Genomic DNA, 14,700 nt, shown 5'->3' with positions numbered 1-14,700 from the left:
GGTCGGCTTGCGAAGCGGTGGACATTAGTATTCCTCTTCACGAACGTAACCGTTGCGTTGTTGTTCGACTCGGCACGCATGGACCCCTTGAACAATTGGTAATAAAAAACGCTGACGGTTTAGCCTTCGCAGAAAGTGACGCTCGTGCGCCTGTGTCCGGTTCTTACCAGGCATCACTCTGTCCAGCAACGACAAGGTATTCCCGGGACGTGCGGGCAAAGCGAAATGAGCTTACCCGGCATCCATACGTGCCTGACGTTTCATTTGTCCTTCAGCAGAAATGCCGAGCTTTGTGTACATTCGCGCTTGAGTTGCGTTGCGACACATCGGCACCTGTCCCAAGGCAGCCTTCTTCGTTGCGCATGTGTCAGGTACAAGCACACGGCTGCGGGTCATCGCACGCCGCGCTAGCCTCCACCAAGACACTCTTACGTTTTACCCCAAGCTCCGGAATTCTCATGCTCGGCCTAGTCCGTATCGCCCTTCGGCGACCCTACACCTTCGTAGTCCTGGCGATCTTCATCCTCATCATCGGTCCTTTGTCCGCGATGAGGACGCCAACCGACATCTTTCCGGATATCAAGATTCCCGTGATCAGCGTCGTGTGGCAGTACACGGGTCTGCCGCCGGACCAGATGGTCGGCCGCATCACCTCGCCATTCGAGCGCACGCTGACGACCACTGTGAATGACGTCGAGCATATCGAGGCGGAATCGGTCGCCGGCTTCGGGATCATCAAGATCTTCTTCCAGCCGGGGGTGAATATCAGCACGGCGAACGCGCAGGTGACTTCGGTCGCGCAAACTCAATTGCGGCAGTTGCCTGCAGGTACGACGCCTCCTCTGATCCTGAACTACAACGCGTCGACCGTGCCGATCATCCAGTTGGCGCTGTCCGGCAAGGGACTCTCTGAACAGAACCTCGGTGACCTTGGCCTGAATGCGGTGCGCCCGGTTCTCACGACGGTCGCAGGCGCGGCGATTCCTTACCCGTTCGGCGGCAAGACACGTCAGGTGCAGATCGACGTCGACCCAGTGGCGCTCCAGGCGCGCGGCTTATCCGCGCAGGACGTCGCCAATGCACTTGCCGGCCAGAACCTGATCACGCCCGTCGGCACGGAAAAGATCGGTGACTACGAGTACACGCTGCAACTGAACAATGCGCCGTCGGAAATCAAAGCCTTGGGCGATCTTCCCGTCAAGGCAGCCAATGGCACCACGGTCTATATTCGTGACATTGCGAATGTGCGCGACGGCAGCCCACCGCAGACCAATATCGTGCACGTCGACGGCCGGCGTTCGGTACTGATGTCCGTGCTCAAGAACGGTTCGGTTTCGACGCTCGGCATCATCTCCGGCATCAAGCAGCGGCTTGCTGCAGGGAAAGCGTCGTGGCCCGATAACCTGCAGATCGAGCCCATCGGCGACCAGTCGCTGTTCGTACGGGCGGCCATCACCGGCGTGGCGCGCGAGGGTGTGATCGCGGCCGTGCTGACGAGCCTGATGATTCTGCTGTTCCTGGGCAGCTGGCGCTCGACGATTATCATCGCAACCTCAATCCCACTCGCTATCCTCGGCTCCATCGCGACGCTGTCCGCGCTCGGCGAGACTTTGAACATCATGACGCTCGGTGGTCTCGCGCTAGCGGTGGGGATTCTGGTCGACGATGCCACGGTGACGATCGAAAACATCAACTGGCACGTCGAGCACGGCAAGGAGGTGGAGACGGCTATTCTCGACGGCGCGGCGCAGATCGTCACGCCGGCGTTCGTCTCGCTGCTGTGTATCTGCATCGTGTTCGTACCGATGTTCTTCCTGAGCGGCGTCGCACGCTTCCTGTTCGTGCCGATGGCTGAAGCGGTGATCTTCGCGATGATCTCTTCGTTCATCCTGTCGCGAACCCTTGTGCCGACGATGGCGAAATACCTGCTGAAACAGCATGTAAAGGGCGAGCACGTCCATGAACCCAGGAGCCCCGGTCCGCTTGGGCGTTTCCAGCGTGGCTTCGAAGCGCGCTTTGAAAAGGTGCGTAGCGCCTACCGTGGGTTGCTCGAACTCGCGCTGACCCACCGGCGTCCGTTCGTCAGTGGCTTCCTTGGCTTTGTCGCCCTCTCGTTCGCGCTGGTGCCGTTCCTCGGCCGCAACTTCTTCCCTTCGGTCGATGCCGGACAAATCCTGATGCATGTGCGCGCACCGGTCGGTGTTCGCGTTGAAAAGACCGCGCAGATTTTTGCGGATGTCGAAGGCGAGATCCGCCAGATCGTCCCGCCGGCGGATCTCGGTACCGTGGTCGACAACATGGGTCTGCCGGTCAGCGGCATCAATACCGCGTACAACAACACCGGTACTGTCGGCTCGCAGGACGGTGACATCCAGATCGCGCTGAACGAAGGCCATCGTCCAACCGAAGAGTATGTTCGCATCATGCGCGAGAGATTGCCGCGGGAATTCCCGGGCGTCACGTTTTCGTTCCCGCCAGCGGACATCATCAGTCAGATCCTGAACTTCGGCTCGCCGGCGCCGATCGACCTGCAGATTCGCGGCAATAACCTGAACGCCAACTTCGCGTACGCGGACCGTCTGCTGCGCCAGGTTCGCGATGTTCCGGGCGTGGTCGACGCGCGGATCGCGCAGTCGCACGGCAACCCGACTTTCAACGTCGATGTCGACCGCACACGCGCGCAATTGCTCGGCATCACCGAGCGCGACGTGACGAACAGCATGGTGGTGAACCTCGCAGGTTCCAGCCAGGTCGCGCCCACGTTCTGGCTGAACAACTCGAACGGCGTGTCTTATCCGATCGTGATGCAAACGCCGCAATACAGCCTCGATTCGCTTGCGGCCTTGCAAAATCTTCCGATCACGGCCAGCGGCGGAAGCACCGCCCAGATCCTTGGCGGTCTGGCGACAGTCGAACGCACCAGCAGCAATGAGGTTGTCAGCCAGTACAACATCCAGCCCATGGTCGAGATCTTCGCGACCACCCAGGGTCGCGACCTCGGCGCGGTGGCATCCGATATCCAGCGCATCGTGCACGACAACACCAGCACCTTGCCCAAGGGCTCGGCCGTCGCGCTGCTGGGCCAGGTGCAGACGATGAACAGCGCCTTTGCCGGCATGTTGTTCGGCTTGCTTGGTGCGGTGGTGCTGATCTATCTGCTGATCGTGGTCAATTTCCAGTCGTGGGCCGACCCGTTCGTGATCGTGACCGCGTTGCCTGCCGCGTTGGCAGGTATCGTCTGGATGCTGTTCGCGACCCACACGACGCTCTCTGTACCCGCATTGACCGGTGCGATCATGTGCATGGGGGTGGCGACGGCCAACTCGATTCTGGTCGTCAGTTTCTGCCGCGAACGTTTTGCCGTACACGGCGACCCATTCAAGGCCGCCCTCGAAGCGGGCTTTACGCGTTTTCGCCCCGTGCTCATGACCGCGCTCTCCATGATCATCGGCATGGCGCCGATGGCGCTCGCCCTCGGTGAAGGCGGTGAGCAAAACGCGCCGCTTGGCCGCGCCGTGATCGGCGGTCTGCTGTTTGCGACCACCGCTTCGCTGTTCCTCGTCCCCGTCATTTTTTGTATCGTGCACGCGCGCCCCGGGCGCGCGGCTACCCCGGCATCCGTCTCGGGAGGTCCTGCTCATGTCGTCTGAATCTACTTTTCCCACTAATACACCATCGCGCCGCCCGCTTCTGGTAGCAGGCGTGGTCGGCCTGCTGGTCGCCTTAGGCATCGTCGCTGCCGGCGTCACACTGCGAGCCGCCGATGCCCGCAAGCTGAAAACCTGGACCGACGCCCAGGCCGTGCCGACCGTCAACCTGATCCAGCCCTTGCGCGACGCCAACGGCCCCTCGCTGCAACTGCCCGGCCGTCTCGAAGCGTTTACGCGCGCGCCGATTTTCGCGCAGGTCAGCGGCTATCTGAAATCATGGAGTGTCGATATCGGTGCGCCCGTCAAAGCGGGCCAGGTACTCGCCGAAATCGAAACGCCCGAGCTTGACCAGCAGCTATTGCAGGCGCGCGCGGACCTCCAGAGTGCGCAGGCGAATGCGTTAGTTGCGGGTACCACGGCGAAGCGCTGGGAAGCGCTAAGCGGCACGGATTCCGTCGCCCAGCAGGATGTCGACCAACGCACCGCTGACTACACCGCCAAGGAGGCGATCGTAGCGGCCGCGAAGGCCAACGTCGACCGCCTCGTCGCCACCAAAGCCTTCGCGCGCATCGTCGCGCCATTCGACGGCGTGGTGACCGCCCGCGATACCGACGTCGGCGCGTTGGTCAACGCCGGCAGCGGCGGGGTAGGACAGGAGCTGTTCGCGGTCTCCGACGTCAAGCAGTTACGCGTGTATGTCCAGGTGCCGCAGAATTACGCACCGACGATACACGACGGCACGACCGCCATCCTGACCGTCCCCGAGTATCCCGACCAGCAGTTCACTGCGCGCGTGGTTGCAGCGGCAGGCTCGGTCAATTCGAGTTCGGGAACGACGCTGGTTCAACTGCTGGTTGACAACGCTAACGGCAAGCTGCTGCCGGGTGGGTTCGCCAGCCTGAAATTCTCGTTGCCCGCCTCCGCCGATTCAGTCCGTGTACCGGCCAGCGCGCTCGTCTTCGATAGCCGCGGCGTCGTGGTCGCCACGCTTGGTGCAAACGGTCACGTGTTGTTCAAACAGGTGAAGATCAACCGCGACCTGGGCGACTCAGTGGAGATCGGCTCAGGGCTCGCCGCAACCGATCGCGTGATCGATACACCGCCCGACGGACTCGCTGACGGCGACAACGTGCAAGTTGCGACGGCGACCGACAAGAAGGCAGCGGCACATGGTTAAGTATGGACTTCCGGCGCTTCTCGCGAGCGTCGTCGCGCTCTGCGCCTGCTCGCTCGCGCCGCAATATCAGGTCCCGCCGACGCCAATCGCTGCGCAATACAAGACGGTTGGCCCGTGGACCACGGCACAGCCCGCCGACCGGATAGACCGCAACGGCTGGTGGAAGATGTATGGCGACGCACAGCTCGACGATCTCGAAGCCCGCCTGCTGGCAAACAACACCGATTTGCGCGCGGCGTACGCGCACTATGCGCAAGCGCAGGCTTTCGTGGCGCAGGTCGAGTCGGGTCTGTACCCGTCGATCAGTGCGAGCGCCGTGCCGCAGCGCGATCGCCAGTCCGACAGCCGGCCGTTGCGCGTGGGCGGCCCGAACGACTACAACTCCGTCACGCTTGGCGGCGAAATCAACTACGACCTCGACCTCTGGGGTCGCGTGCGCGACTCTGTGGTGGCCGGCAAGGACGAGGCGCAGGCGACCAAGGCCGATCTGGCCTCGGTCAGGCTGAGCCTGCAGGTCGAACTGGCGGACAGTTGCCTCCGCTTGCGCGGCCTCGACCAGCAAACCGAGCTGTTGAACGAGACTGTCGTGGCGTATGCGAAGGCCCTGCAACTCACGGAAACGTTGCACAACAGTGGGATTGTGTCGGGCCTCGACGTTTCCCGAGCGCAAACGCAACTTTCGTCGGCGAAGTCGCAGCTGTCGCAGAACCTGGCGCAACGGGCTCTGATTGAACATGCGATCGCGGTCCTGGTCGGAGCCTCCGCGTCCGAATTCAGCCTGCCGCCCCAGACCGCCGCCATCGCGTTGCCGGCGATTCCAACCGGCCTGCCCTCGACGCTGCTGCAGCGACGGCCCGACGTCGCTGCAGCGGAACGCCGGGTGGCCGAGGCCAACGCAAAAATTGGCGTCGCGCGGGCGGCCTACTTCCCGGACATCATGCTCAGCTTGCAGGGTGGTGTGCAAAGCGCAGCCTACGCCGGTCTGGTTAGCGCGCCCAATCTGTTCTGGGCGGTCGGCCCGCAGCTTGTGCAGTACGTGTTCGACGGCGGGTACCGTCGTGCGCAACTCGTTTCCGCCAAGGCGGCAACCGAAGAAGCGGGAGAACGTTACCGCGGCGTCGTGCTGTCTGCATTCCAGCAGGTTGAAGACAACCTTGCCCTGCTGTCGTATCTCGGCACTGCGCTTAGTGAGCAACGGGATGCAGCAAACGCCGCCCAGTACTCGGTCGACCTCGCGTTACGCCAATATCGCCAAGGCACAGTGGGTTACCTCGATGTCGTGCAGGCGCAGACCGTCGCACTCGAGGCGCAACGCAGCGTGCTCGATATCCAGACACGCCAGCTGAGCGCGAATGTGCAACTCCTGCATGCGCTCGGCGGCGGATGGTCGAGCGATGAACTCGCTCAAGCGGCTTCAGCGCCTGCGCTCGTCGCGACAGCAATGGAACGCAGCGCTAATTGACCGCCTCTGGACGGTACGGGAACGGCACGCCCCGTATTTTCAACTACTTCGGAGCGCGTTCCCCGTCCGGACTATTGCAACCTGTTGGCGGTCGCGGAAACGTTGAGCTCGATGTCGTCGCGGCGATCAGTCGTCTGTGCGTCTTTCGAAACTGGCGAACGAAGGTCGCCTTTGATGAACCTGGAAAACCGCGCTTTGGCCTCGATCACGTGCCTGGTCGCAGCCGCTGTCAGTTGCTGATCGTGAATGGCCAGGATTTCTTCGAGCATACTTGCGACCTCCGCGCTGACTTGCCACACTCCGTCACACTGTGCCCTGCCACCCGCTTGATCCAATGCAGCCTCGGCACGCCGGTACAAATCGACAGGTGCGCTACCGAATCCGGCCTCTTGTAAGTAGTACGTCAGATATACGACTCTGTTCAGCTCATTGATCAGATGAGCGTTCCCTTGCCCTTTGCGACAGACTGCAAGAGCAAGGTGATTCGCGAGCGAGATATCAGAGGCAGCTTGCCTCGTCATTGGGAGCAGCATCTCCTTGCTTAGGTGACGCCGACCAAAAGAAGCGCGGCCCGTAGGCCGGCGAGTGCTATGGGACATTGAGAGTGTATCGAATAGAGAGTTGCGAAACGGCCCTACTGGCTTGCAAATAATCGACATTCACGATTGGGCCGGGTCAATTCTATAGCGATATCGTCGAGGCCGCATTCACGAGACGCTTAACAAATTGTTGCCATTTAACACGGCATATTTGCACGATCGTTCGAATTACCTAAGCTCCGGATTCTTTCCAGGCGGAACGGTTGCCACATGCAGAAAAAAGCAACGCGAAGCCCGACGGCACTGTGCCGCTTAGCCACATTTGAACTCCGAGGCCACTTGCAGAAAGGCCTGGATCAGTCGGGTACGGGCTGAGGAGCGTCCCCATATCAACCCGACCACGCGCTTCTGAAAAGGATGGGGCAGCGGCCATTTGGCAAGTGATAGATCGGTGAGTGGTTTGGTCATCCAGTCGGGCACGAGTGAGACGCCAAGACCACGGTCCACCAGCGCGGCAATCGCGCCAAGCCCGTCAAGTTCGCAGCGTTGATGCGGCGTGATGCCATGTTGCCGAAGGTAGCTCTCGGCGAGCTGCCCACCGACGACATTGCGGTCGTAACGGAGAAACGGTTCCGTCTGCAATGTGACGTGCGGATCGGTCACCTTCATCGCGGCAGGTGTCAGCAGCACGAGCGGCTCTTCCCTGAACGTGTGCCAGTCGCAACTTTTCGGCAGATTGAACGATGGCCGTGCGATGACCGCGGCATCAAGATCGCCACCGACGACTTTCCGATACAGGTCGAGCGAGGTGCCCGGCTCGAGATAAAAGTCGATTCCAGGGTGACGCGCCAGCAGCTCCGCAAGCATTATAGGGATCAGACTCGTCATCATCGTTCCCATGCCGCCGAGGCGCAGTTGTCCACCCAGCGTCGACGGATTCTCCAGATCCGACTTCAGGTCGCGGATGTCGTGCAGCACCTTGCGAGCGCGTTCGAGGATGCGCTCGCCGGCCTCCGTCGTACCGACCGTGCGTCCGCAGCGGCGCACGAGTTGACCGCCCAGCTCCGTCTCGAGCATCTTCACGCGCTGTGCCACCGCTGCCGGCGTCAGATCGAGCCGGCGAGCGGCTTCCGCGATCGAGCCAAATTCGACCACGTAGACAAAGCTCTGAAGATAGCGGGAGTCCATCGAAAGAAATTTTATGTTTTGAAGAAAGCAAAGACTACTTCTTCTGAGAGGCGATGACTAGCATACTCGTCGCAAACACTCCCCTCGGTGCGTCTGGTGGCTAGTGGAAAACGGGGTCACCACCATCACCGAATCGGTCGGTAAGACCATCGCCGGCCCGCTTGTTCAGCTCCATCCTGACGAAAACGCCGTCATCGCGCGCATCGACATGCCGACTGGGACGCTCCTGCGGCGACCATCGCGGGTTATGCGCGTCATCCGAATCTGGCTGCGACGTCGATTATCGGGCTGTTCTGCGAGCGCAATTCGTTGGCATGACTGATGGACCAGGAAAGACTTGACCGAGAGCTTGGCGATTCATAAATGGAAGGAGACGATGACTGTGTCAGCCAGCCTGTCCGGCACAACCGAAACGCTTGTCAAAAGCGTTTCACTGTTCAACCTCGGCACGCTGATCAACGACCAGTCGTCGTTGACGATGCGACGCGGAATGGGCACGCGGGTCGAGGTTCCCGTGACCGGCGCATTCATCGAGATGACGGACGGTGAACATATTTTGTTCGATACCGGACTTCTGCCGCATAACTGCGAACGGGATGATGGCGCCGACCCCTGCCTGTCGATGAAGCGCTTTTCCGAAATGATCGCGCGCTATGAACGACAGGACGACATTCGCGCACGGCTGGCCGATCTCGGTCATACGCCAGAGCACGTCAAGATCGTCATCAACAGCCACTTCCACTGGGATCACTCGGGCGGCAACCTGTTATTCCCTCACGCGCGCTTCCTGGTACAGGGTTCGGAATACCGCTTTGCGTATCAGCCAGACAGCTTTGCCGCGCGGCCATACGAGCGCGCCTACTTCGATTGCGACATCGACTATGAACTGTTGCGCGGCGATCAGGTGGTAAAGCCCGGTGTAGCCGTGCTCACGACGCCGGGCCACACGCCGGGACATCAATCGCTGATGGTGCGTCTGCCGTCGGGCCCGCTCATGTTCATGACCGGCGACGCAGTGTTCTGCCCGGCCAACCTCGAACCCGACTCGCCGCCCGGCAACGCGCACACGACCGAACAGGCGATCGCATCTATCGCGCGGTTGCGCCTGCTGTGCGAGTTCTTCGGCGGTGAACTGGTGATCTGCCACGATCCCGACTTCTGGAAGAAGTGGCAACCGGCGCCGCATCGATACATATAAAGATAAACACGTGCTGTCGCGCAGGGCCAGTTGCTGCCTTGTCGCCATGCACGCGAAACATGGAGACAGACGATGAAGCAAAGATGGTTTCGCTTACTGCCCGTGATGATGATGACCCTTATCATCGCGTTCATGGACCGCACCAACATCGGCTTTGCGATTCCGTCGATGGGCAAGGAGCTCGGGCTGACCGCCTCGATTCTCGGATTCGCGTCGGGCGTGCTGTTTCTCGGCTATGGCGCTTCGCAGGTTCTGGGCGGCTGGATCGCCGACAAGGGCCACGGCAAGGCGCTGATCGCCGTGCTGATGGTGCTGTGGGGAACGATCGAAATGGCGCAGGGTTTTGTGCACAATGCGCAGGAGCTGGTCGCGGTTCGCTTCGCGATCGGCGTATTCGAAGGCGGCATATTCCCGACTTTCCTGCTGTTCGTGAGGAACTGGTTTGCGCCGTCCGAGCGTGCTCGCGCAAATGGCATCTGGCAACTTTGTTACCCGTTCGCCGCGATGGCGAGCGGTCCTATCGCCGGCTACATCCTGAAGCTCGGCGACTGGCGCACGTTGTTCATCGTCGAGGGCGTGTTCCCGCTCGTATGGGTATTTGTGTGGCTGTGGGGCGTGGCCGATTCGCCGCGCAACGCGAAGTGGTTGAAAGCTGCCGATCGCGCGCAACTGCTCGAACGCCTCGACTCGGAAAAAAAGCAGCACGCGTCGCAAGCGCCGTCGCCGACACCGGTGTCATTCGGCTCGCAGTTGCGGCGTCCGGCGGTGTGGCTCTTCGCAACGTCGATCCTGCTTTGGAACACCGGCTTCCTCGGCTTTGTGATCTGGCTGCCCAGCGTGATTCATCAACAGCCGGGGCTTTCGTCGACGGACATCGGCTGGCTCTCATCGATTCCCTACGCGTTCGCGATCGTGCTCATGCCGATCCTGACTTACTGGTCCGACCGCAAACTGGACCGGCGGCTTTTTTCCGCAATACCACTGGCCATTTCTGGTCTGGCCCTTCTGGTTGGCGGCGAGACCTTTGAGTCCAATCCGTTCGTCGGGAACATGGCGCTGCTCGTGATCGCCGGCGCGACACTTTACGGATCGCAGCCGGTACTCTGGTCGATCGCCACCGAGCTCGTGCCGCCCGAAGTGACGGCCCGAATAAGCGGCATGATCAACGGTATCGGCATGATCGGGGCATTTGGAGGGCCTTACTTCGTCGGCTACGCGCGTTCATTTACCAACTCATTTTCCGCCGGACTGTTGGTAATGGGCCTCTGTCTGATTGGCACAAGCGCGTTCGTGATGTTGATCAAGGAAGCCGCTAGACCACAGCATCAGCGTGATAAGACGGCGGAGCCGAATATAGGCCGTACCTGAGCCCGGGGATAGCACCTTAGATCGCCAAACATTCCCGCTCGCGCTCTGTTCGCCGCGTCGAATGCCGCTCATAGCGAGCGGCATCGTCCCCATTGCTCAGCTGCCGTGAAACGCCTTGCTCAAGCCGGCATCGGACAACGCGCAAAGCGCCACCGCCGACCAGTCATGCTCGGCGCCGAGCCCTTGCGAGCGCAACGTCAGGAACCGGTCGTGGACGAGACTTGCCAGCGGCAGCGGAACGCCAAGCGCCTCGGCGGCTGCCAGCATCAGGCGGTTGTCCTTCTGCCCGAGCGGCAACGAGAAGCCCGGCGGCTGGAATTGCTGCGAAGCAATCAGCGGACCGTAGATCTTGTATGGCGGCGCATTGAAGTTTGCGCTCGTCAACAGCTCGACCAGACGCATCGGATCGATGCCGGCCTTGCCCGCTACGGCACACGCTTCGCCCAGCGTTTCGATGATTACAGACAGCATGAAATTGCCGATCAGCTTCACCAGGTTGGCCTGCGAAGGATCTTCGCCGACAATGCCCACCGACTGTCCAAGCGTTTCGAGAAGCGGCACGGCAACCTTGAGGTGCTCGTCCGCGCCTGCCGCCATGATGAACAGCTTGCGCGCTGCCGCGGCATCGGGCCGGCCGAATACCGGTGCGGACACGAAGGCAAGACACGCTTCACGGTACTTCGCTGCGTGGTCCTGTGCGGTGGCGACACTGATCGTGCTCATCGAGATGTGCAGCGCACCCGGCTTCAGCGTGGTGGCGATGCCCGCCTCGCCGAACGTGACCGCTGCGTGCGCGGCATCGTCGGCCACCATCGTGAACACCACGTCGGCCCCCAGCGCCGCCTGCGCGGGACTCGACGCGATACTCGCCCCCGCTTCGCGCAATGGTTCGGCGCGGGCCGGGCTACGGTTGAAAACCTGCACGTCGTGCCCGGCGTCGATCAGGTTCCTCGCAATCGCTGCGCCCATCGAGCCAAGTCCTACAAATCCAATTTTCATAATGACATTCCAAATGATCAGCCGCGCGAATGCGGGCCTGTTCAGACTGCAAATTGATAGACCTGACGGCTCACGTCGAGCGTCACGTCGCCGTGTTCGCCCAATGCCGTCATCCCGTGCTCTTCGAGCTTCGCGATCAGCGTGCCGATTGACTGGCCGCCAATCTGGTAGTCGCGCAAGCGGGTTCCCACCGACATGCGTTCGAAGAACACGCGGGTCGCCGTAATCGCCGCACTGATACGCTCGTCCTCGCTGCCCTCGGTGATGTTCCAGACTCGTTCGGCGTACTGCAGCAACTTCGCGCGCTTCGACTCGCGGCGCACGCTCAGCATGGCCGGCAGCACGATGGCGAGCGTCTGTGCGTGATCGAGTCCGTACAGCGCCGTGATCTCGTGGCCGAGCATGTGGGTCGCCCAGTCCTGCGGCACGCCGGCGCCGATCAGGCCGTTCAGCGCCAGCGTTGCCGTCCACATCAGGTTGGCTCGCACCGTATAGTTGTGCGGCTCGGCAAGCGCTTGCGGGCCGACTTCAGTCAGCGTGATCAGCAGGCCTTCGGCGAAACGGTCCTGTACCCTGGCGTCCACCGGGTAGGTCAGATACTGCTCGACGATATGAACGAACGCATCGACGACACCGTTGGCAATCTGCCGCTGCGGCAACGAATAGGTCGTGGTCGGATCGAGCACCGAGAAGACCGGATAGGTCGCCTCGCTACGGAACGGCAACTTGTCGCCTTTCGCGCGGTGGCTGATAACGCCGCCGTTGTTCATCTCCGAACCGGTGGCGGGCAGCGTCAGCACGCTGCCGAACGGCATCGCGTCGCGTATCTCGGCCTGCTTCGCCAGAATGTCCCACGGCTCGCCGTGGAACTTCACAGCGGCAGCGATGAACTTGGTGCCGTCGATCACCGAGCCGCCGCCCACCGCCAGCAGAAAATCGATGTTCTTCTCGCGGACGAGCGCAACCGCTTCCATCAGCGTTTCGTAAGTGGGATTCGGTTCGATGCCACCGAACACGTGCCACGCGCGGTCACCGAGCGCCGCCTGCACTTGCGCGAGCACACCGTTGCTCTTGATGCTGCCGCCGCCGCACGTAATCAGCACCCGTGCGTTGGGCGGGACCTGCGCATCGAGTGTGGCAATCTGGCCTTCGCCGAAAATGATTCGAGTGGGGTTGTGAAACGTAAAGTTCTGCATTGAATCTCTCTTCCTTACATTGAAATGACCGGTCGTCTTAAAACGCAATAAACGGCTGCCCGAATCGAAATCCGTCGCCGCGCAGACCAGCTACGACCGTTACTGCGGGGATTTGAAAAACAGATCGAACATTGAATGCACGCAAGCCTTCAGCGGTTCGACCGAGTCATCCAGCTTCATGCGCAACAGGCTGCCTTCCCATGCATTCCAGAAAAGGTCAGCCATCGCATCAGCTGAAAGATCGCGCCGCACGGAGCCGTATTCCTGGCCGCGCCGCAGATAATCGGCACAGCCAACACGCCATTCGTTGACCGTCCTGCGCGCAGCGACCCGGCACAGATCGCTCGACTGCGCGATCTCGCCCGCAAAGTTGCCGACCAGACAACCGTAGCGGTCGTCACAGTCTTCGTAGTCGGCAACGATGCGCGCGTAGATGCCGCGAAGCGCGAGTAGCGGATCGGATGACGCCGCTTCGAGCGAATACTGCTTCCATTCAGCGGCCTGCTCCTGCGCGTAGTGGTGCAGGATCGCCGCGCCGAATGCCTCTTTGCTCTCGAAGTAGTTGTAAAACGAGCCCTTCGGCACACCGGCACGCTCGACGATGTCTTTTACGCCGGTGCCGTGATAACCCGTTTCGGCGAACAGCGCGACACCCGCTTCGAGTAGTCTTTCGCGAGAGTCTTCAGTGCGTCGTGTGTGCATATTCACTACAACTACAGCCCTAAAGGCACGCTGTCGCTCCGCGCGAGCGGGCGGCACCGTGCACATACATCGATTTCAAGCCGCATCAGGCGCGGCGCGTCGCGAGTTCGGCGCCTTGACGCAGTGCTTCGAGCAGGCTGCGTTCGTCAGCGATGCCTTTGCCTGCGATATCGAACGCCGTGCCGTGATCGACCGAGGTACGGATCACATCGAGGCCGACCGTCACGTTGACGCCGGCTTCGAGGCCGAGCACCTTGACCGGACCGTGGCCCTGATCGTGGTACATCGCCACCACCAGATCGAAGTCGCCACGTCCCGCACGGAAGAACAGCGTGTCGGCAGGGAGCGGGCCTTCAATGTCCCAGCCGCGTTCACGCAAGACCTGCACGGCTGGAACGATCTTTTCCTCTTCCTCGCCATAACCGAACAGGCCGTTTTCGCCGGCATGCGGGTTGATGCCGCACACGGCGATGCGCGGATTGGCGATGCCCGCCTTCACCAGCGTCGCATGACCTCGCTCGATCGTGCGCTGCACGAGGCCCGGTTCGATCTTGCGGATCGCATCGATAATGCCGATGTGGGTGGTCACGTGGATCACGCGCAGTTTCGGCGCGACCAGCATCATCGACACTTCCTCGATGCCCGTGAGGTGCGCGAGCATTTCGGTGTGGCCAGGATACTTGTGACCGCCGGCGTGCAACGCTTCCTTGTTCAGCGGCGCCGTGCAGATCGCATCGATCTCGTCGGCCTTCGCGAGTTCGACGGCGCGCGCGATGTACTGATACGCGGCGTCGCCTGCGAGCGCCGACAGCGCGCCGAAAGGCAAGTCGGCGGGAATCAACGCGAGGTCGATGCAGTCGATAGTGCCGCGTTCATATTGCGCATCCGACGGCTTCGCGATGCGGCGCACTTTCGTGTTGCCGCCGACAATCCGGTTGGCCTGCTCAAGGCGCGCCGCATCGCCGATGACAAGCGGGCGGCACTGCCGATAGACGGACTCGTGCGTCAAGCTCTTGACGACGATTTCCGGACCCACGCCCGCTGCGTCGCCCATCGTGATGCCGATGACTGGAAGATAGTTGCTCATGATGTTTTGCCTGAATGACGTTGGTTCGTTTCGCGAGCCGGCGAAGATGTCGCTGTGCCGTTCGGGTGAGCCGATCCGGACTCGCAGTAAGCGAACTCCGGTGTGCCCCGCAGATGAAGGTAGGCGCCATACAG

At 61.4% G+C, this 14,700-nt stretch carries 11 protein-coding genes; 5 read left to right on the top strand and 6 right to left on the bottom strand.

Annotated elements, in window-relative coordinates:
- Positions 1-458: 458 nt before the first annotated feature.
- The 3 genes from GNZ13_RS33100 to GNZ13_RS33090 are packed head-to-tail and all read left to right on the top strand — an operon-like array spanning position 459 to position 6,289.
- Entirely contained in the window at positions 459-3,650 is a 3,192-nt protein-coding gene (locus GNZ13_RS33100) for an efflux RND transporter permease subunit (protein ID WP_172172394.1), read from the top strand.
- Positions 3,640-4,827: an efflux RND transporter periplasmic adaptor subunit gene (locus GNZ13_RS33095; protein ID WP_172172392.1), complete on the top strand. Its 1,188-nt coding sequence runs from the start codon at positions 3,640-3,642 to the stop codon at positions 4,825-4,827. Before GNZ13_RS33100 ends, GNZ13_RS33095 begins: the two co-directional genes overlap by 11 nt.
- Positions 4,820-6,289, top strand: coding sequence for an efflux transporter outer membrane subunit (locus GNZ13_RS33090; protein ID WP_172172390.1), 1,470 nt, complete (start codon positions 4,820-4,822; stop codon positions 6,287-6,289). Before GNZ13_RS33095 ends, GNZ13_RS33090 begins: the two co-directional genes overlap by 8 nt.
- A 71-nt stretch (positions 6,290-6,360) precedes the next feature.
- On the opposite strand, the gene GNZ13_RS33085 is transcribed toward GNZ13_RS33090, so the two are convergent.
- Both GNZ13_RS33085 and GNZ13_RS33080 read right to left on the bottom strand, forming a co-directional pair.
- Positions 6,361-6,822 carry a hypothetical protein gene (locus GNZ13_RS33085; RefSeq protein ID WP_172172388.1) on the bottom strand — a complete coding sequence of 154 codons (462 nt, stop codon included), beginning with the start codon at positions 6,820-6,822 and terminating at the stop codon, positions 6,361-6,363.
- A gap of 318 nt (positions 6,823-7,140) precedes the next feature.
- Positions 7,141-8,016: a LysR substrate-binding domain-containing protein gene (locus GNZ13_RS33080; protein WP_172172385.1), complete on the bottom strand. Its 876-nt coding sequence runs from the start codon at positions 8,014-8,016 to the stop codon at positions 7,141-7,143.
- A 376-nt stretch (positions 8,017-8,392) separates the two neighbouring features.
- Between GNZ13_RS33080 and GNZ13_RS33075 the strand changes: the two genes are divergently transcribed.
- A complete protein-coding gene (locus tag GNZ13_RS33075; RefSeq protein ID WP_172172383.1) occupies positions 8,393-9,214 on the top strand; it encodes an N-acyl homoserine lactonase family protein in 822 nt (273 codons plus the stop codon).
- Positions 9,215-9,286: 72 nt separating this feature from the next.
- A complete protein-coding gene (locus GNZ13_RS33070; RefSeq protein WP_172172381.1) occupies positions 9,287-10,582 on the top strand; it encodes an MFS transporter in 1,296 nt (431 codons plus the stop codon).
- Between the two features lie 96 nt (positions 10,583-10,678).
- On the opposite strand, the gene GNZ13_RS33065 is transcribed toward GNZ13_RS33070, so the two are convergent.
- The 4 genes from GNZ13_RS33065 to pdxA all read right to left on the bottom strand — a co-directional run bounded on the left by GNZ13_RS33065 (position 10,679) and on the right by pdxA (position 14,566).
- Entirely contained in the window at positions 10,679-11,581 is a 903-nt protein-coding gene (locus tag GNZ13_RS33065) for an NAD(P)-dependent oxidoreductase (protein WP_172172379.1), read from the bottom strand.
- A gap of 41 nt (positions 11,582-11,622) precedes the next feature.
- Positions 11,623-12,777, bottom strand: coding sequence for an alcohol dehydrogenase (yqhD, locus tag GNZ13_RS33060; protein WP_172172377.1), 1,155 nt, complete (start codon positions 12,775-12,777; stop codon positions 11,623-11,625).
- A 99-nt stretch (positions 12,778-12,876) separates the two neighbouring features.
- Positions 12,877-13,479: a TetR/AcrR family transcriptional regulator gene (locus GNZ13_RS33055; RefSeq protein ID WP_172172375.1), complete on the bottom strand. Its 603-nt coding sequence runs from the start codon at positions 13,477-13,479 to the stop codon at positions 12,877-12,879.
- An 85-nt stretch (positions 13,480-13,564) separates the two neighbouring features.
- Positions 13,565-14,566 carry a 4-hydroxythreonine-4-phosphate dehydrogenase PdxA gene (gene pdxA / locus GNZ13_RS33050; RefSeq protein ID WP_172172373.1) on the bottom strand — a complete coding sequence of 334 codons (1,002 nt, stop codon included), beginning with the start codon at positions 14,564-14,566 and terminating at the stop codon, positions 13,565-13,567.
- Positions 14,567-14,700 lie beyond the last annotated feature (134 nt).

The organism is Paraburkholderia elongata (assembly GCF_013177735.1).
GTDB classification, from domain to species: Bacteria; Pseudomonadota; Gammaproteobacteria; order Burkholderiales; family Burkholderiaceae; genus Paraburkholderia; species Paraburkholderia elongata.
Note: the sequence above shows the minus strand (reverse complement) of the source record. Positions and strands in the feature narration are given on the sequence as shown.

Excerpts from the sequence above, each read along its gene's own strand:
- GNZ13_RS33100 (WP_172172394.1), top strand. The coding sequence starts at position 459 with ATGCTCGGCCTAGTCCGTATCGCCCTTCGGCGACCCTACACCTTCGTA.
- GNZ13_RS33095 (WP_172172392.1), top strand. The coding sequence starts at position 3,640 with ATGTCGTCTGAATCTACTTTTCCCACTAATACACCATCGCGCCGCCCG.
- GNZ13_RS33090 (WP_172172390.1), top strand. The coding sequence starts at position 4,820 with ATGGTTAAGTATGGACTTCCGGCGCTTCTCGCGAGCGTCGTCGCGCTC.
- GNZ13_RS33085 (WP_172172388.1), bottom strand. The coding sequence starts at position 6,822 with ATGCTGCTCCCAATGACGAGGCAAGCTGCCTCTGATATCTCGCTCGCG.
- GNZ13_RS33080 (WP_172172385.1), bottom strand. The coding sequence starts at position 8,016 with ATGGACTCCCGCTATCTTCAGAGCTTTGTCTACGTGGTCGAATTTGGC.
- GNZ13_RS33075 (WP_172172383.1), top strand. The coding sequence starts at position 8,393 with ATGACTGTGTCAGCCAGCCTGTCCGGCACAACCGAAACGCTTGTCAAA.
- GNZ13_RS33070 (WP_172172381.1), top strand. The coding sequence starts at position 9,287 with ATGAAGCAAAGATGGTTTCGCTTACTGCCCGTGATGATGATGACCCTT.
- GNZ13_RS33065 (WP_172172379.1), bottom strand. The coding sequence starts at position 11,581 with ATGAAAATTGGATTTGTAGGACTTGGCTCGATGGGCGCAGCGATTGCG.
- yqhD (WP_172172377.1), bottom strand. The coding sequence starts at position 12,777 with ATGCAGAACTTTACGTTTCACAACCCCACTCGAATCATTTTCGGCGAA.
- GNZ13_RS33055 (WP_172172375.1), bottom strand. The coding sequence starts at position 13,479 with ATGCACACACGACGCACTGAAGACTCTCGCGAAAGACTACTCGAAGCG.
- pdxA (WP_172172373.1), bottom strand. The coding sequence starts at position 14,566 with ATGAGCAACTATCTTCCAGTCATCGGCATCACGATGGGCGACGCAGCG.